Below are 18641 nucleotides of genomic sequence, written 5' to 3'. Positions count from 1 at the left end.
ATGCGTTATAGCATGAGCTCCAGCCATTGCTCCGGCGTCACCGGACCGCAGTAATAGGCGATATCGATATCCTGTAGCAGCGTTCGAAGCGACTGGGCTTCATAACGGACGCCTACGAACTTGTCTGCGAACTCCGCGATATCCCCTCTGCCGAAGAAGTCGCCGTAGATCGTCGCTCCAGCGATGATTCCGTCCTCAACCTGCAGGCGTACGTCGAACGTTCCCGCGCCTTCGATCCGTTTCGTCTGGCGTACGTTAAACGCCGGCGAACGGCCGTAGTTCCATTCCCAGCTCCGGTAACGTTCGTCCGCCAGCTTGCGGACGTTCTCCCAGTCCTGCTCGCTCAATTCGTAATATGGAATATCCTTCTCGCCTTCGAAGAGCGATGTGAGCAGGCTCGTCTTGAATTGCTCGATCGTCATCGGCTCCGCCAGAAATTCCGAGATGTTGGCGACTCTGCTTCGGATGGACTTCGTTGCTTTGGAGACGTACTTCTCGGCGTTCGCTTTCAGCGCGGAGACGACGTTCTCCATTTCCGAATCGAACAACAGCGTTCCGTGGCTGAACATTTTGCCTCGCGTGGAGAACTGCGCGTTACCTGATATTTTGCGTTCGCCGACCTGCAGATCGTTGCGCCCCGTCAATTCCGCTTCCACTCCCAGCTTGCGAAGAGCTTGGACGACTGGCTCGGTAAATTTCTTGAAGTTATGGAACGAGCGGCCGTCATCTTTCATGATGAAGCTGAAGTTCAGATTGCCGAGATCGTGATAAACGGCGCCGCCCCCCGAAAGCCTTCGAACGACGCGAATTCCGTTCTCTTCCACGTATTCCGCGTTAATTTCCTCGACCGTGTTCTGGTTTTTGCCGATAATGATCGACGGCTCGTTGATATAAAACAATAAGTAATCGTCCCGATCGGGCAGAGAGCGTAGAACGTATTCCTCTAATGCCAGATTGAGCGACGGATCGGTAATGTTCCGGTTGCTTATGAAACGCATGGTGTTCTCCTCCGTGTTTGGATGTCTGAGCGGGCAGATGCCCGGATATCCTTTTATCTTAACTCTCAGGATCGCCGATGTCACTTTGGAGAAGCGTCAGTTTTATTTTATGGAAAATTATAACTGTTCATCCCGTATTTTCGCTCTGTATAATCGATCCATACCAAAGTCTTCGGAGGCAATCTACGTATGTATAAGAAATACGGACGCATTCTGTTTACATTAGGATTTACATTGCTTATATCGGCAGGATGCGGGCGCGAACTTACTTTGCAGGAGAAGCTTGATAAGGCTAAGGAATACGCGGACGAACAGAAATTCGATGAAGCTCTGAAGCTCGCGAATGAAGTCGTTGCGCAAGATACCGCGAATGCAGACGGTTATCTGTCCCTGTCAGAGATATACAAGCTTCAACAGCAGACCGATCAATCCGTGCGTATATTAGAACAAGGACTTGCGGCGGCAAGCGATAGCGGTGTTTTTATACCCCTACTGCGCGAGGCCTATCTCAAGCAGTTCGAAGCATCCAATCGCCATGAAGGAAAAGAAATCATCGATAGCGTCGTTGCGGACGTTGATGGAGATAAGCATCCCGAATTAATCGTACTGCAGGGGAATCCGGCTTCTTACGGCGAGGTCGGCGAATACGAGAAAATCGATTTGTTCGTATTTGACCCGAGATCATCTACGATCGCATATGAACGCGGAGACGCGAATATCATGGCCGGCCTGCCTGGCAAGCTCGTTGTCGGAGATTTCACGGGAGAAGGGATCGCCGATGTTAAAGCTGCCGTAGGGCTCGGCGGTTCGGCGGGAGGTTCGTTCGATACGCTGATTTCTCATCAACAGGGACAATACTTGAATTTGTTTAATCAGGACACGTTGCTGTTCGATATCGCGACGACCGTAACTAAGGATGACCGCCTACTGATTTCTTCGGATTTGCTTGAGCAGTATCTTTATATCGATTTGACGGAGGAACAAAAAGCGCAGGAAAGCCAAGATATCGGATGGAAATCCCATGAGCGCACGGAAGTGAAAACGGGTGATGGCTCCTACACGCTGAAAGAGTCGTTTATGGTATACGGCCCTTTGAGTAATGCGGACTACATAGCTGAATTGGAAGTGAATTATGCATTCAAGGATGGCAAGTTCGTCCCGGAACAATTGAATGTAAAACCAATGAATGGGCGTGCGGTAATAAAGGGCGAGAAACCGAAAAAGCTCGTAGTCGACGAGAGCTTCCCGGAGCAGATTCGCCAAGGAATCATACCGGGGCTTGATGTGGTTCTCGGGATGAAGAAATCGGAGGTTTCCGCGATCCTTGGTCAACAAACGGGTGATTTCTACTACGAGGGCGGAGATTTCTATGAGTTCGAGCAAGCGACGGGTGTTGCCTTCTGCTTCTCCGCGGCTATAGAAGACACGGATTCCTTGTTTGCTCTCCTCATATACCAAGATCATCTGAAACGGCTTACGTTCGAGGATATCAGGAAGGCTATGGGAGAGCCCGAGTCTAAAGGCGTCGATGAAATGTTAGGAGAATATTACTATGATTATCAATATGGGGACATAGGAGTTTATTTTTACTCAAGCGATGAATCATCGAATATTACTTCGCTGTCGATTTTACGGAAATAACCCTCAATGAAGAAGAACCATCTCGAGCAGGTGGTTCTTTTTCGCTATTCATGCGAATCGTAAGGCCGAATCTGCTAAGATTAAGAAAGAATATCGTTTCACCTGCAACTTATAGGCGAGGAGCTTAACCATAGATATGAAAAACGTGTTGATCACAGGATATCGTGCTCACGAGCTGGGGATTTTCGATCAGAAGCATAAAGGCATTGCCTACATCAAGAAAGCGATCGCCGCCAAGCTCGTTCCTCTCTTGGAGGAAGGGTTGGAATGGGTCATCACTCCGGGGCAATACGGCGTGGATCTATGGGCGTGCGATGTCGCGATCGAGCTGAAGGAACGATACCCCGAATTGAAATTATCGATCATTACCGCGTTCAGCAATCCGGAGGAAAAGTGGAAAGACGATAAGAAGGAGTACTATCAAGGGATATTAAAAAGCGTGGACTATGTCGGCGCCGTTAGCAAACAGCCGTATAGCGGACCTTGGCAATTCGCGGCACGAGACGAGCTTCTCTTAAGAAAAACGGACGGAATTATCCTGATCTACGACGAGGATGCCGGAGAGGGGAGTCCGAAGTATATGAAAGAGAAGGCGCTGCGCAAGAACGAGACGGACGGGTACCGATATATCAGCATCAACGCCGAGGACATTCAAAACATGGCGAACGAAGAGGAGTTCGGAGGGTTTGAGTAATGTTTTTGCCCGAAAGGATTGACACTTACGTTACGTAAGAAAGTAAGGTGGGAACAGAAGGGGATGATGCCATGAAAATGAAAGAGGTTTGCGCGCGCACGGGATTAACGGAAAGGACGATTCGGTTCTACGTAGAGGAGAAGCTGATCGAACCGCGGATGAGCCTGGTTAACGGCAGGGAGTATCGCGATTATTCGGAGCGGGATATCGCGGAGCTGACTACGGTCGCCGACCTGCGCAAGTTGTTTTTTTCCATCGACGAGATTAAGAAAATGAAACAGTCTCCGGATAAAATCGCCGAAGTGGTAGAAGCGTATAAAATAAACGTAAGCGCGGACGTGCAAGCCAAAGCGGAAATTCTTCAAGCGCTAGCCCAAATAGAGGTTAGCCGACTGAACGGCGTAGATAAGCTGGCCCAGCGATTGAAGAGCGTATCGGCGAATCTGCCCCTGCCGAAGCGGGATATCACGCCTAATTTCGGGCAATACGACAGCGAGACGAAGGAAGAGAGAGAACGGGAATACGAGCGTTATCTGAAGCGGCAGAAAAGGCAGTATGCGATGGGCAAGGCCATCGTATTCACGATTGCCGGCATAAATGTCGTCAGCACGATTCTCTCGTCTTTCGTACAATTTAATCTATTCGCCCTGATTATCCAGGTAGCGTTATCCATCGCTTTAGTTGCGGGGGTTACTTGGATCCGTTACTTATTCGCGGTAGGCGCGGCGTTAAGCGTGCTTTCCCACTTTTACGTGCTGACCGGAGGCTATGATTCAAACCTGATGACCGCCGGACTTGCGGTTCTGATCATAGTCCAGATAGCTTATTCTATTGCTGCCTGCCTTCTTCTATTGATTAACAATGCGGTTAAGGACTTCTTGTACGCTCAGAAGAACGGATAAAGCAATGCTTCGCCTCCCGTTGAGGGTGAGTGAAGCTTTTTTTCTGTATGCGTTTGTGCCTTTCGAGTGTCATCAAGCAAGGCGTAACGGTTTTGAGAAACTGGAGTATCCGAAGCGCTGAAATCGTAACAAAACACCGCTTATTCATGAAATCAAACCTCGTGTCCGGCACTTGCTGCTCCTATGATTAGTTGTAGAGGCCATCTGAATGCTCCATTCGAACGCCTATAGCCGGCTTGAGACAGGCGAAGCGTTAGGTTTGACAATACGGATGTAGGACGGATGATTCGATTATGTTGAAATGGTTAACGAGAATGAATTTGATTCAGAAGTTGATCGTGTTCATTATTTTCCTTATCGTTATCCCGATCTTGCTTGCTTATTGGATCGTCTCGGTTAAGGTAGCGGAGATCACCGAAGACCAGATGGGGGATACGCTGTTCGAATTGGCCAAGACAAGCCATCTGACCTTGGATCGGGATATTATGTCGGTCGACGGGACGACGGAGAAGCTGATGTTCACCCCCGAAACCCAACTGATGTTCAATATGATCGAGCTTAGCGAGTACGATCGGTTGCAGAAATATCTTCTTCTCGATAAGCTGCTGACGAGTTATTCGAAGAATGCCATCAACTTTGCGGTGTTCATTCCCGCCATAGCGGACGATTATCCTTTCGCGCCTCCTTCCGACGTTAAGCCGAACGGGGTGTTTTTCGCATGCGATACTTCCTCGAACAGTTGGTTCCAATTCGCGATTAACGCGCGGGGAACGGGCATTATCCGGATTATGAACCAACTGGGGGATAATCGGAAGGGCATCAAGACTGCCGCTTATATACGAAGCATGAACAACGATTTGGACGACGGGACGCCGAGCGGCGTGATCGTGATGACGGGCTTGGATTCGCTGCTCCAGAAGGATCTGGAGTCGCTTAAGATTCCGAAGGACGGGCAAATCGTCCTCTTGAATCAAGCCAATGAGGTGCTGGCGAACACGTCCGGGCTCGACATCGGCTCGGTTTTCCGTCTTCCGCAGGATATTTTCCGTTCCCCCGAAGGCGTATATATCGATCGCGATGGGAGCGATTCGTGGCTGTATGCGATTCATAAGAGCATGAACAGCGATACTAAACTTTTGTTTAAGATACCGATCAGCTCTATCATCGGAGAGCACGAAGCGATGCGACAACTCGTCAACTACCTGATGATCGTCTATTTCTGCGTACTGCTCGTCGCGAGCATTTATTTTTTCAGGCATATTCTGAGCCCTCTATCCAGGCTGGCCAGGCTTAGCCGATCATTCGAGCCCGGAAGACCGCTTACGAACGAATACAAGGTGAGTCGCAGAGACGAGATCGGCCTGCTTAACAATGCGTTCATCGAGATGACCAAACGGCTTAACCAAACGATTCACGATAAGTACGAACTGGAGCTTAAGCATAAGGAAGCGGAGCTCACCATCCTGCATTCCCAGATTAATCCCCATTTGCTGTATAACACGCTGGAATCGATCTTCTGGCGAACGACGATCGAGGGCAACGCCGAATCGGCCGAGATGATCCGGGACCTCTCTCTGTTGATGCGCATCGGCTTAAGCCGCGGGAAAACGCTGATCCCGATCGCGGAAGAGCTTAACCATATCGAAGCCTATTTGAGATTGCAGTTGAAGCGCAACAACTATGCTTTCGCGACCCATTGGGACATCGACGACGAGGCCAAGCCGAATCTCATTCCGAAAGTCGTGCTGCAGCCTCTCGTAGAGAACGCGATCCTGCACGGAATCCGCAAAATGGACAAGGAAGGGCAATTGCGGATAGCGATTAAAACCCGGGAGCATGAAGTGCTGATCTCGATCGAGGATAACGGGTATAGGTCGGCGGATATCGGCAAATTGAACGCCATCGCCGACGGTACCCATACTCGGGAGGGGTTCGGTATTATGAATGTTAACAAACGGATCAAGCTGCATTTCGGAGAGCGTTACGGCTTGCGTTTCGAGCAACGAACGGGGGGCGGAACCCGCGTCGTCATGACGATTCCGACAACTACGGACCATGCAAGCGAGTAGGGGAAAGAGAGGGGAAACGTATGTATCACGTTCTGGTCGTGGACGATGAACCGATGATTTGCACGGGCGTCGCAACCGTATTGATGAACTCGGGGATCGGTATCGCGGAGGTGTTCATTGCGAATAACGGATTCGAAGCGCTCGATTATATCCGCTTGGAGGAAATCGACCTGATCATCACCGATATTCAGATGGACTTGATGAGCGGAATCGAATTAATAGAAACGATATTCACGGAAAATCCGATGGTGCCCATCGTCGTCTTGTCGGCGCATGGAGAGTTCGAATACGCGCAGAAGGCGCTGCGGTTCGGCGTGAAGGAATACATCGTGAAGCCGGTCGTTCCAGCGGAGCTAGTCAGGGCTGTCCATTCGTTCCTGACGGAACGGGATACCCGGCAACGTTCGTTAACCGATTCCACGTTTAATCAGAAGTTCGTCTTCGAGGATATGGCGTCGAATCGCAACCATATTCTGAACGAGCTTGTGTCGGAAGGGATCGCGGACGATGAAGTCGACGAAGTGTCCGCCTTCTTGGGTTGCCGATTCGAAGGTCCTTATTACTGCATTCTAGCCATAGAGCTGAACTTATCGAAAGCAGGCCTATTCGAGGCCGATATTCGCTCCTTCCGCGATCGCAACTTGTTAAGGTACGCCGCGCTGAATGTCGTGGAGGAGACGTTGAGTCGCTGGGACAGCATCGTTTTTTATTGCGGAAGCCACTCGATCGCGATCGTGCTGCAGTTCACGCAGGAGGAGATGGCTAGTCCGACGGGATTGAACGAACAGACGATGATCGCCCAATTGCTGCACAACAATCTTTTGAATTTCATTCATCTGAGGAACGTGATCGGAATCAGCCGTATCCGGGAAGGGATCCCTAGCTGGGTGGCGCTCTTCCGGGAAGCGAACGAAGCGATCCGATGGAGCGGGGTGCACAGCGATCATAACGTGTTCTACATCGGCGATTTCGGCAGGCATGAGGAGCAGCCTTCCGCCGGGGGCATTCCCGTCACGAAGCAGATCATCGACGACAACAACTCTTTTATCCATAGCGCCATTCAGTATATCGACGGAAATTTCCGCCAGAAAGGGCTTAAACTGCAGGAGATCGCGGAATCGATCCGTTTAAGCCCGAATTACCTTAGTTACTTGTTCAAAAAAATCGTGGGCATGAACCTGTGGGATTACGTGACGAAGCTGCGAATGGATGAGGCCAAACGGTTGCTTCTGACGACGGATATGCGCAGATACGAGATTTCCGACGAGATCGGCTACGAATCCCCGGAGCACTTCAGTAAAATTTTCAAGAAGCATTTCGGCGTCAATCCATCGGAACTCAAAAATTAAACAAAAAAGGCGCCGATCATAATTTATCCCTTCTCAAACGATATATCGCACATCGACGTGGGATATAACGGGACTTTATGATAAAAATGTAAAACTAATCAAACCGAGAGGGGATAGGGTTGAAAATGAAAAAGAGCTTACTAGTGAGCATGCTGGCGTTCGTGATCGTGCTGGCCGGATGCGGAAGCGGCAATAATAGTCCGTCGGCATCGAACGGGGCGTCGCCTAAGGCATCTTCATCGGAACCAACGGAGGGAAGCACGGCGGAAGCATCGCCTTCTCCGGCCAATGCGGATCCTGTCAGTATCATAGCGTACGCGTTCCCTGCGGACAAAACCGAGGAAAACGCCACTTTGAACGCGAAGATCAAGCGCTTCGAAGCCAAAAATCCGAATGTAAAGATTACCCCTAAATACTGGAAGTATGAGAATACGGAGATCGCGATCAAGATGGCTTCCAACAGCGCGCAAACCGAATTCACTACGTGGGCGACTGAAGGCAAACTGTTATCGGGCAAAAAGTGGATCATCGATCTGACAGATCATCTGGCCAGTTGGCCTTACGCTAAGGATCTAAACGAGTTTGCCATGGCGCCGTACATTATCGAGGGCAAAACGTACGGCATTCCGATCGATGCTTACGGGATGACGATCACGATCAATAAGAAGCTATTCGAAGAGAAGGGCGTTCCGCTGCCTCCGCTCGATTGGACATGGGATGAACTGATCGAGGCGGCGAAAGCAGTCAACGATCCGGCCAAAGGCATTGCGGGCTTCATTCCGATGGGCAAAGGCACGGAAGCGGGATGGAACTGGACGAACTTCCTTTATTCCGCGGGCGGCGAGGTTCAGACCGTTGCCGATGGCAAAGTAACCGCAGCCTTCAACTCGGAAGCGGGGCTTAAGGCGCTGCAATTCTACAAGGACTTGAAGGACGCGAACGTCATTCCGAAAAACTGGGCGTTAGGGTACGGAGACGCGCTAACGCTATTCAATCAAGGACGCGGCGCGATGGTCATGTGCGGAAGCGGCAATGCGCTCGACGGAGCGATCAATCAAGGCGGAATCAACAAAGACGACGTGCTGCTGTATCCGATCCCTTCGGTCACGAAAGGCGGCAAGCATGTCGGAGTAGCCGGAGGAAATTATAAAGTCATCAATGGATTGGCTACGAAGGAACAGCAGAAAGCCGCATTCGATTTTGTCGTCGACGAATATTTCACCGATGCGTACTTGGATTCGATCGACGCGCAAATTACTTCGCAGAAAGCCAAAAAACAAGTTTACGTCCCGCAGTTGATTAACTACTGGAACGATAGCTCCGAGTATGGCAAGAAATACGAGGCTATCTTGGCGAAGCATGATAACGTCTACAAGTATTCCCCGGAATTAAGCAAGTTGATGGAATCGAAGCCCGAAGCGACGTATGAGACGCAAGCCTTCTATGGCGAGATGGCCAACACGATCCAGAAGGTGTTCACGAGCAAGGGCGACCTAGACCTGCAAAAAATTCTCGACGATACGGCAGCCAAGCTTCAGAAAGGCTCCTTCGACAAAGTGAAAATCGAGTAGCGGCGGAGAAAACGAGAGGGGTCTATGCTGAAACCAGTATAGACCCTGATCCATAGAGGGGGAGTGGTACGCATGGAGCTGCAATTGGATTCTCCGATCGCGAAACCGGGCTTGCGCAAACGGACTCGCTGGTATTTCTGGGGGATGCTCTTTCTGATACCGGAGATCGTTATCTTTTTTATCTTTTTGTGGGTACCGATTTTCAAAGGGGTGGCTTATAGCTTTTATAACGTGGATTTCGTCAGCGGAAATACTTTCGTGGGCTGGCAAAACTACGACGAGGTGCTGAGCAATCCCGATTTCTATACGGCGATCAAGAACACGCTCGTGTACATGGGCTTGGCGGTGTTAATCGGGTTCTGGGTGCCGATCGCGATGGCAATAGCGGTGTCCGAGTTGAAGTGGTTTCAGGGGCCGGCCAGAATCGTAGGCTACCTGCCCAGCATCATTCCCGCTATCGTGCTGTACGGAATGTGGCAATGGTTCTACGATCCGGTTGGACCGATCAATTCATTCTTGAATTTCATAGGCTTGCCTAGCTTCGATTTCTATAGCAAGGAGCATGCCGTATTTTCCTTGATTATTTTGGAGACATGGCAGAACTTCGGAAGCGCGACTCTGATCTACATTGCCGGCCTAGCTGCCATTCCGAGAGACTTATACGAGGCATCGGAATTAGACGGAGCGGGCGTATGGGCCCGTATTCGTTACGTAACGCTTCCAAGCTTGAAAGGATTGATTCTGCTCCTGCTCGTGCTGCAACTGATCGCGACTTCGCAGGCGTTCCAATCCCAGTTGCTCATGTTCGGCGGGGGGCCGGATAACGCGACGTTAACGTATCTCCTATTGACGACGAGAGAAGCTTTCACCTACTTCAATTTCGGGAAAGCTAGCGCGATGGGGGTCATCATGTTCATCGTCTTGGTCGTCTTCTCGATATTGACGATCAAGACCCGCAAGGGAGGCGACGAAGCTTGAAGGCAGCCCAAGACCGCGCGATCATGTCGCGCTACGACTTCCGCAAATCCGGCGTGAAGGTCGTGTACGCTTGTATGGTCGCGTGCATCGTACTGATCTCGCTTTCGATGTTATATCCGTTCGTGAATACGTTCCTGAACTCGCTGAAATCCACGGAAGAATTTTTCGCGTTCCCCGCGCCTTTTTTTCCAAGCGAGTGGCTGTGGGGGAACTATAAGGAATCTTTAACCTATCTCAAGATAGGCATGCATTTTAAGAATACGATCCTGATTTTCGCCGGGAACACGTTCTTCTCATTGACCTTCCTTGGACTGGCGGCATTCAGCTATCCCATCTGAGGGTACCTTACAAGAAGTGGGTCACGCTTTATTTCATGTCCACCTTGCTTATTCCCTCGGCTTCGTATTTGATTCCGAACTTCCTGAACCTCAAGGAGCTAGGGGTGTTGAACAGTTATTGGGCTTTCTGGCTTCCGGCCGGGGCGAACGCGTTCTTCTTGCTTTTGCTGAAAAATTTCTTCGACGGCATCCACAAGGAACTGTTCGAGTCGGCGAGAATCGACGGGGCTTCGGAGTTTCGATGTTTCCTCAGCATCGCTATTCCGCTCTCCGTGCCGATCTTGATTACTTTAGTCTTACTGGGCTTTGCTACAACTTGGAACGACTTCTACTGGTCTAGCTTGGTCATGCAGGAAGACAAGCTTCCGCTGGCCGCAGCGATATATACGAAAATTATTTATCCTGGTTCGACGATTAACTGGAACGTCCGTTTCGCTATTCTAAGCATGACATTGCTGCCGCCCTTAGTCGTGTTTCTTTTCTTTCAGAAGTATATTATCGGAGGCTTAAGCCTTGGTGCGGTGAAAGGTTAGCTCAGGTGAGGAAGCTTCGCGGAAACCACTCTCCTTGGAGGGTGGTTTTTGCTGTTTTTTTGTTGTCGCATAGCTTTAGGCTATACTTGGAGGAGGAAATGGATTCGAATCGCTAGGAAGAGGGAGTTTCGGCATGTTATTTTACATTATCGCTCTATTCGTTGTCCTAGCGGACCACGCGACCAAAATTCTCGTCCGCATTCACGTAGACATCGGTGAATATATAACGTGGCGCGGAATAGAATTCACGCATTACGAGAATAGCGGAATGGCCAGCAGCTTATTCCAAGGATACGGAAGACTGTTCGGAGTAATCGCGATTCTATTCGTTCTTGGCGTGCTTTATTATCGGAGAACGGGAGCGAAGAGGGGCGCTTTACTCGATTGCGGCTTGGGATTCCTCGTCGGAGGGGCTATCGGCAACGGAGTTGACCGGCTTATTTACGGCCAGGTCACGGATTTCATCATTCGTTCGGGCGGCATTCTGAACGTAGCCGATCATGCGATCGAGCTGGGCGTGCTGCTCCTCCTCGTACATTTTGCTTTGGATTATTGGCGCAAACGAAAAACCAGCCGAGCTTAACGCTCGGCTGGTTTTGTTTTTCATGCGTTCTCCGGAACGGATAATCCAAGCCCTTCCGCGACGCGCCGGCCGTACTCCGGATCGGCTTTGAAGAAATGGGCGATCTGGCGAAGCTTGATTTCATCCTTCTCAACGGGTTTCATCGCACCTACGATCGTGTCTACCAGACGAGCGCGTTCTTCCTCGCTCAGCAGGCGATATAAGTCGCCCGGTTGAGTGTAGTGATCATGATGGTCGTAGGCTACGCTAGCCGCTTCGCCGGACACCTCGAAAGAAGCCGTTTTGTGTTCGGGCGATTCTTTCGGTCCTCCATAGCTGTTCGGCTCATAGTAGACCGAACCGCCTCCGTTGCCGTCGAAGCGCATTTGCCCGTCGCGTTGATACGTGTTCGCTTCGGATTGCGGACGGTTGATCGGCAGCGCGTTGTGATTGGCGCCGACGCGGTAGCGATGCGCGTCGGAGTAGGCGAATAGACGGCCTTGCAGCATTTTGTCCGGAGACGCCTCGATTCCCGGAACGAACGATCCCGGCGAGAAGGTCGCTTGTTCGACCTCGGCGAAATAGTTGTCGGGATTTCGATTCAGCACCATGCGGCCCGCTTCGATAAGCGGATAGTCCTTCTGCGACCATACTTTCGTAACGTCGAATGGATCGAAGCGGTAAGTATTCGCATCTTCCAGCGGCATGATTTGCACATAGAGCGTCCATGCGGGGTAGTCCCCGTTAGCGATGGCGTTGAACAGATCCTCCGTATGATAATCCGGATTGTCTCCGGCAAGCTTGGCCGCGAGTCCGACGTCAAGGTTCTGAATGCCTTGCTCCGTCTTGAAGTGATATTTCACCCACACCGCTTGGCCATCGGCGTTCACCCATTTGAACGTATGGCTGCCGAATCCGTGCATATGTCTTAGCGTTGCGGGAATGCCCCGGTCGGACATCAAGATCGTCACTTGGTGCAGAGATTCGGGGGAGAGGGACCAGAAATCCCATACCGCGTTCGGATTTTTCAGATGCGTCTGTGGGTGACGCTTCTGAGTATGAATGAAGTCGGGAAACTTGATCGCGTCCCGGATGAAGAAGACGGGCGTGTTGTTGCCGACCAAGTCGTAATTGCCTTCATCCGTATAAAACTTCACGGCGAATCCGCGAGGATCGCGTACCGTATCCGCAGAACCGAGCTCGCCGGCAACCGTGGAGAAGCGAATAAACATAGGAGTGCGTTTGCCTATTTCCGATAGAAAGCTCGCTTTCGTATAATTCGATAAGTCGTTCGTAACCTCGAAGTAACCATGCGCGCCTGCCCCTTTGGCATGAACGACCCGTTCGGGTACGCGTTCTCTATTAAAATGCGCGAGCTTCTCTAGCAGATGAACGTCCTGAATGAGCGTAGGACCGCGTGCACCTGCCGTGATCGAGTTTTGGTTGTCCCCTACGGGAGCCCCCCAGCTAGTTGTCAATTTGTTATTAGGCGTACTCATCTCGCAATCACTCCTTCATTAAATTGGAACGTACTTATAATGATAAATATTATCAACAAATAATCAATACTTATTTAGAATTATTCTAAATAAAGTGAAAAAATGATAAAAAATAAATCGGGATAATCATGCTTATGGGCTTGGCTACGCTGATATTCATCGTTAACGCGGAAAGATACGAATCTTTTTTTGTTCCTGCCTTAAGATCTGTCGAATAAAGGGATTCGAAGACTAATCAACGAATAAATAGGCAGAACGATGTGAAGGGATGGACAATGTGAGAATAAAATTTCGAAGCTTCTTGCTGCTAATAGGCGCGCTATCGTGTTTATTGTTAGGGATGAACGCAGCAGGGGCACAATCGCAATCGTTGCCATTATCTTTGACAAGTCCTCTAATCGCACTCAATAACGAGTCCGTGTCTTTGCCGAGCGCGATTCCTGCCGAAGTAAGCAAAGGGCGAGCCTTCGTGCCGGTTCGTTTTTTTCAACATCCGCAGATACAAGGAGATTACATATTTTCGGAAGATAAGGGAACCTATTATCTGTTGATCGATAACCACGCTGCCGAAGTCAATTTGATCTTCGGAAAAGGAGCGCCCTTGTTCCGGATTACCGACAGCGAGGGGAAAGATTCCCTAGTTCACGATACGAATGCTCTTCCCTATCTCCACGGCGAAGAACCAATGGTTCCTCTTAGACTTATTGCGGAAGCTCTAGGCTTGCAAGTGAAATGGGATAATCAAGCTAAGTCGGTCATATTGGAGACGGATGAGGAGTACAGGCGAGAGCTGTATTCGGTGGAAGAGTGGGAAGCGCAGATGGGCGAATATCCCGTCTATTGGGATGATAAGTCCGCAAAGCCGATCACGGATGAAGAACTTCAAGCGTATATCGAAGAAAACAAGCTGCCAATCGTCGATTACAAGATAGATTCGAAATATAAGGCAATCGTCTTGGAGGTGAAGGAGCATGAAACGAGTACGTATGCGATTCACCGACTCCGCAACGGGAAGTTAGGCAAAGATGACATTATGGTTGGTACGAAGGAGAACGAGTACGGATTTGCTTTTCAAAAATTCAATGGCTATCTCAGCATTGTCCTGTTCGACAAAGCCAAGCTTTTAGAGATCCATTCTTGCGTGGTGTCCATATACGATAATAGACAAACGAAGAAATTAAAGGTCGAGATTGGGGACAAGCGCGGGTATTTATTGCGAATAGGCGAGGAAGTATCGTCAGGATTAGTTAACTTAAAGGGTAAGGACGGATATACGTACGAAGAAATTTTCTGGTAACTTGAAGAACGAAGGGAAGATAAAGCATGCCGAAACTTATCTTTGTCGTCGGGGGAGCGGGAGCCGGAAAGACGACATTGACGAAAGCGATAGCGGGTAAGCGCGGAGCTCCGATGTTAGATATGGACACGTTGCTCAGGCCTGCGGCGATTGCGCTTATGACGTTAGCGGGATTGGATCCGAATGACCGGGATTCCTCGGAATATAAGAAGCTGTGCCGGGACTTAGGCTATCGGATTACGATGGATGCCGCGCTTGAGAACGTCGCGATCGGAACGGACGTATTCGTGGTCGGACCCTTCACCAAGGAGACGGAAAATCCCCGATGGATTAAGGAAGAGTTGCTCAAAATAGGAGTCTCTGCGGAAACTGTGGAGGTTAAAGTGATCGTCGTTCATCTAGCGGGACTGGAGGTTTATCGCGAGAGGATCGGACAGAGGGGGACGGAACTGGATCGCTGGAAGCTCGAGCATTGGGCCGAATTCAGTCGCTCGTTGGCTATGCGAGTTCCGAAATGGGACCTTCCCGAGGAATCCGTTCTCTATTTCGACAATTCGCAGCCTCTGAACGAAGAGCGACTTGCTGTTATCAAACGGTTCGTGTACGGGACAAGCCGATGATTCATCGGTTGCATCGGTTGCCGCCAAACAAGGAGAGCCCTCTTGTCGAGGACTCTCCTTGTTTTAGTTCTTCGAGATTTCTGCATATTGATCCCGAATTTTCAGTATTCCTTGCAAATTATCGAAAAATATAGTGACGAGCCGCGGATCGAAGTGCTGCCCGCTCTCTTGGCGGAAATACTCGAGAATATCTTCAAGCGGCCAAGCTTTTTTATACACCCTCTCGCTGCCGAGAGCGTCGAACACGTCGGCGATCGCGGCGATTCTGCCGTAAATATGTATGTTTTCTCCCGCTAGTCCGTTCGGATACCCTTGACCGTTATATTTCTCGTGATGCTGATGGGCGATGATGGCCGCGGCTTTAATAATCTCGCGACTGGAATGGTTTAGCATGGCGTAGCCGTGATTCGTATGGTTCTTGATCGTCTCGAATTCTTCGGGAGTCAGCTTGCCCGGTTTGTTCAGGATCGCATCGGGAACGGCGACTTTGCCGACGTCGTGCATGGAAGAGGCCAGTCTAACGATTTCGGCTTCTTCTTCGGGAATGCCGGATTTAAGGGCGAGCAGCTTGGAATATTCCGCGACTCTTTTCACGTGGTTACCGGTTTCCTTGGACCGGGTTTCCGCGATTTCGCCCAACGTGAATATGATTTCCTTCTGCGTATTCTCGACTTCTTCATTAAGATAGATGTTCTCGAAGGCAACGGATACGTTGGAGCAGTAGATTTCGATGAGGTACCTGTTCCATTCGTTTAATTTGGTAGAACCCTCGAAGTAGATGACGTTCTCGCTGCCGTCTTGCTCTGGAAATAACATGTGAAATGGTCGTCGAAGAAGTCGCCTTTCTTATTGCGGAAAGCATTCTCGATACTCCTCAACACATGCTCGGGCACGACATCCCCGATCTTATCGTTCTCGTTCGGACTATAGTCGCCCGTCGCGGCCAGAATGTAGATTTCCTCTTGTCCTTTGGAGACGGCGTAGCTGTTGCAATGAACGGCGTTCTTGTTCAAGTTCATGATAGAGGTTAATTGGGTCAGAACCCCGGAAGCGAATTTTCTCATCGACTTCAGCTCGAACAGATCGGCGGACGAATTAATGATTTTTTCCAGGCCGATCTTGTTGTTCTCGATAACCATAATGTCGCGGTAAGAACGGAGCGCCGACATTATGGTCGTAAAAAGCTTCTGCGACGTTAATTCGGTTTTCTCTTTGTAATCGTTAATGTCGTAGTTCGTGATGACCATCTTTTCCGGTGCTTGCCCGGGCTGTCCCGTACGCAGAATGATACGTACCGACTGGTATTTCAATTGTTCGCGTATGTATTTGACGATCTTAAGTCCGGAATCGTCCTGATCCATGACAACGTCGAGCAGAATAATGGCCGTGTCCTTGTGGTCCCTAATGACTTCAAGGGCCTCTTCCTCGGTGTAAGCGCTAATGAACTCCAATCGTTTGCCATCGAATTCGAAGTCGCTAAGAACGAGCTTAGTAACGTTGTGGACCTCTTGCTCGTCGTCGACGATAATGACTTTCCACGTTTCTTTAACGTGGGGATATTCGATTCCTCCGTCTTGCTCGTCGTCGGCGAAGATAAGGAAGTCATCCTGCTGATCGCGTTCCATTCGGTCATCCCTCGTTCGTCATTGGAATATGGATAATAAAGTGAGTGCCCGATCCTTCCGTGCTCTCGCACCGGATCGTGCCGCCCAGAGATTGGGTTACTAGATTATAGACGATATGCATGCCGAGCCCGGTTCCGCCTCCGCCTCTATTCGTGGTGAAGAAGGGATCGAAAATCTGCTCGACGATTTCCCTGGGCATCCCTTTGCCATCGTCGGAATAGTGCAGGGTCAGTTCATTGAGATGGGAGGAAATATGAATCCCGATCTGTCCTTCGTCATCAGGTCCGTAAGCATGGATTAGGGAATTCATGATCAGGTTGGTCACGATCTGCGAGATCGCGCCGGGATCGCTGAACAGGATCAGCTCGTCCTTCCCCGTAAGCGAGACGCGATGCTTCGTCTTCTTCAGATTAGGCTGCAAGCTGACGAGAACTTCCTGAACGTATTCCTTCATCATGAACCTTCGCTTCGTATCGTTGGAACGGTCAACCGCAACTTGTTTGAAGCTGCGGATCAGCTCGGATGCGCGAAACAGATTCGTCTGAATCATTCCCGTCGTTTCGCGAACCGCACGCAAATAATCTTCCAGATCCGATCGCTTCATTTTGTTGGCTTGGAACAGTGCTTGGAAATCTTTCGATTTCTCGTCCATATAGGACGCCGCGGTTACGCCGATGCCGATCGGAGTGTTGATCTCATGAGATACCCCGGCTACGAGGCTGCCGAGAGCAACCATCTTCTCGGATTCGACGAGTTGTTTCTGCGCATGCTGAAGCTCCTTGTACCGGCCTTCCAGGTTATAGACCATTTCATTGAACGCGGAGGCGACCTCGTTGATTTCTTGGCTGGAATCAAGCTCGATTTCCTTATATGCCGAGCCTTTCTTCACGGAAATGGCGGCTTCGCGAATCTTCAGCAACGGCCGGATGAGCAATTTGCGAATGATGTACGATAGCGAGATTAGCAGAAGAACGGCAATGACGATTCCGACGCCGATAATGAATCGAATCCGGTCTTTGATCAACTCCGAGCTTTCCGAAGTGTTCACGAGAAGCTCGATGGCTCCGATCGTAACCCCGTCTTCCTTGAGCGGGGCGGTGAGCTTGTCTTTAGGAATGCCGTCCCGGTCATGGCGAATGTGCGATACGAGCGTCTGTTCCATCTCCAGCGCGGCTAGAAGGTCCGGCGGCGAGGGTTGGCCGATCAACGACCTGTCCGTGGAGGCGAGAACGGCTTCCTTGCCGTACAATGTGAGCTGCAGCACGTTTCCTTCCTTGTACTGGATGTAGTCGAAAATTTGCTGAACGTCTTTGACGGAGTGGGATTCCTCGTACCTTCCGTTGATCGCCGTAGTCATTCCGTCCAATTGGCTCACATAGGTTTCTTCTACGGATTTCTGAAGACTGTAGGAATCAAACCACACGATTACGGACATCAATAGAATGGTAACCGCGGTGACGAGGGCGAGGATACGGCTTTGCAGGCTGATTTTTCTTAACATGACGATTCTCCCGATTTTAGGTTTGGACTTCGAACTCATAGGTATTCGTCACGTCATAGGGGGTATGGTCATTGTTGTGCAGCGATACTTTCAATGAATGCTTGCCGGCGGCCAGATCGGTGAAAATGTGTTGGTTTTCTTTGACGCTGATCTTGTTCTGGTCGTCCAAGTACATATGGATATGGCCTTCCCCTGCCTTGCGCGCCATTCCGTAGTGTTCTGGAGAAATGGCCATATCCGTGTTCACTGTCACGGTTACTTGGTTGCCTTGCACGTCTAACGCGACATCCAAAGTCGGCTTATGGGCGGCATGCGCATCATGGGATCCGGAATTCGATTTCGTTCCGGTGCCGCATGCCGTCAGCAATAGACAGCAAAAGAGTAATAAGGCTAAATTTCTCATGATTTCCCCCTATTTCGGATTAACTATTTACTCTATTATAAGGCTTATCGACTAGAAATGT

16 protein-coding genes and 1 pseudogene are annotated in these 18641 nt (G+C 50.1%); 12 read left to right on the top strand and 5 right to left on the bottom strand.

Annotated elements, in window-relative coordinates; all coding sequences use genetic code 11:
• Nucleotides 1-5 precede the first annotated feature (5 nt).
• Complete coding sequence (locus tag FPL14_RS08525) at nucleotides 6-998, bottom strand: lipoate--protein ligase (RefSeq protein ID WP_182302582.1); 993 nt, start codon at nucleotides 996-998, stop codon at nucleotides 6-8.
• Between the two features lie 189 nt (nucleotides 999-1187).
• Here FPL14_RS08525 and FPL14_RS08520 point away from each other — a divergent pair, with 189 nt between their 5' ends.
• From FPL14_RS08520 to FPL14_RS08480, 10 genes are all read left to right on the top strand, one after another.
• Nucleotides 1188-2639 (top strand): tetratricopeptide repeat protein, encoded by a 1452-nt coding sequence (locus tag FPL14_RS08520; RefSeq protein WP_182302581.1) that lies wholly within the window; start codon nucleotides 1188-1190, stop codon nucleotides 2637-2639.
• 136 nt (nucleotides 2640-2775) lie between these two features.
• Nucleotides 2776-3333: an SLOG family protein gene (locus tag FPL14_RS08515; protein WP_182302580.1), complete on the top strand. Its 558-nt coding sequence runs from the start codon at nucleotides 2776-2778 to the stop codon at nucleotides 3331-3333.
• Nucleotides 3334-3404: 71 nt separating this feature from the next.
• Nucleotides 3405-4235 (top strand): helix-turn-helix domain-containing protein, encoded by an 831-nt coding sequence (locus tag FPL14_RS08510; protein ID WP_182302579.1) that lies wholly within the window; start codon nucleotides 3405-3407, stop codon nucleotides 4233-4235.
• Between the two features lie 293 nt (nucleotides 4236-4528).
• Nucleotides 4529-6304, top strand: coding sequence for a sensor histidine kinase (locus FPL14_RS08505; RefSeq protein WP_182302578.1), 1776 nt, complete (start codon nucleotides 4529-4531; stop codon nucleotides 6302-6304).
• Between the two features lie 20 nt (nucleotides 6305-6324).
• Nucleotides 6325-7653 (top strand): response regulator, encoded by a 1329-nt coding sequence (locus FPL14_RS08500; RefSeq protein WP_182302577.1) that lies wholly within the window; start codon nucleotides 6325-6327, stop codon nucleotides 7651-7653.
• A 125-nt stretch (nucleotides 7654-7778) separates the two neighbouring features.
• Nucleotides 7779-9224 carry an ABC transporter substrate-binding protein gene (locus tag FPL14_RS08495; RefSeq protein ID WP_229263841.1) on the top strand — a complete coding sequence of 482 codons (1446 nt, stop codon included), beginning with the start codon at nucleotides 7779-7781 and terminating at the stop codon, nucleotides 9222-9224.
• A 72-nt stretch (nucleotides 9225-9296) separates the two neighbouring features.
• Nucleotides 9297-10202 (top strand): carbohydrate ABC transporter permease, encoded by a 906-nt coding sequence (locus tag FPL14_RS08490; RefSeq protein ID WP_182302575.1) that lies wholly within the window; start codon nucleotides 9297-9299, stop codon nucleotides 10200-10202.
• Nucleotides 10199-10540 carry an ABC transporter permease family protein gene (locus tag FPL14_RS30485; RefSeq protein ID WP_324617887.1) on the top strand — a complete coding sequence of 114 codons (342 nt, stop codon included), beginning with the start codon at nucleotides 10199-10201 and terminating at the stop codon, nucleotides 10538-10540. Before FPL14_RS08490 ends, FPL14_RS30485 begins: the two co-directional genes overlap by 4 nt.
• Nucleotides 10541-10575: 35 nt before the next feature.
• Complete coding sequence (locus FPL14_RS30480; RefSeq protein WP_324617886.1) at nucleotides 10576-11073, top strand: carbohydrate ABC transporter permease; 498 nt, start codon at nucleotides 10576-10578, stop codon at nucleotides 11071-11073.
• A 133-nt stretch (nucleotides 11074-11206) separates the two neighbouring features.
• Nucleotides 11207-11656, top strand: a complete 450-nt coding sequence (locus tag FPL14_RS08480) for a signal peptidase II (protein WP_182302574.1) — start codon at nucleotides 11207-11209, stop codon at nucleotides 11654-11656.
• A 20-nt stretch (nucleotides 11657-11676) separates the two neighbouring features.
• Here the strand turns inward: FPL14_RS08480 and katA are convergent, their stop codons facing one another.
• Nucleotides 11677-13134 (bottom strand): catalase KatA, encoded by a 1458-nt coding sequence (gene katA / locus FPL14_RS08475; protein WP_182302573.1) that lies wholly within the window; start codon nucleotides 13132-13134, stop codon nucleotides 11677-11679.
• A gap of 277 nt (nucleotides 13135-13411) precedes the next feature.
• Here katA and FPL14_RS08470 point away from each other — a divergent pair, with 277 nt between their 5' ends.
• Nucleotides 13412-14431, top strand: coding sequence for a stalk domain-containing protein (locus tag FPL14_RS08470; protein ID WP_182302572.1), 1020 nt, complete (start codon nucleotides 13412-13414; stop codon nucleotides 14429-14431).
• A gap of 26 nt (nucleotides 14432-14457) precedes the next feature.
• Entirely contained in the window at nucleotides 14458-15051 is a 594-nt protein-coding gene (locus FPL14_RS08465; protein WP_182302571.1) for a P-loop nucleotide/nucleoside kinase family protein, read from the top strand.
• A 66-nt stretch (nucleotides 15052-15117) separates the two neighbouring features.
• Here the strand turns inward: FPL14_RS08465 and FPL14_RS30720 are convergent.
• The 3 genes and pseudogenes from FPL14_RS30720 to FPL14_RS08450 form a co-directional block, all read right to left on the bottom strand.
• Nucleotides 15118-16590, bottom strand: a pseudogene (locus FPL14_RS30720) (DUF3369 domain-containing protein); the annotation flags it as partial.
• Nucleotides 16591-16680: 90 nt separating this feature from the next.
• A complete protein-coding gene (locus FPL14_RS08455) occupies nucleotides 16681-18177 on the bottom strand; it encodes a sensor histidine kinase (protein ID WP_182302570.1) in 1497 nt (498 codons plus the stop codon).
• 16 nt (nucleotides 18178-18193) lie between these two features.
• Nucleotides 18194-18580: a hypothetical protein gene (locus tag FPL14_RS08450; protein ID WP_182302569.1), complete on the bottom strand. Its 387-nt coding sequence runs from the start codon at nucleotides 18578-18580 to the stop codon at nucleotides 18194-18196.
• Nucleotides 18581-18641 lie beyond the last annotated feature (61 nt).

The sequence above is a fragment of the Cohnella cholangitidis genome (assembly GCF_014107495.1).
Lineage (GTDB): Bacteria > Bacillota > Bacilli > Paenibacillales > Paenibacillaceae > Cohnella > Cohnella cholangitidis.
The sequence above is the reverse complement of the archived record's forward strand: the minus strand, read 5'-3'. Positions and strand labels throughout refer to the sequence as shown.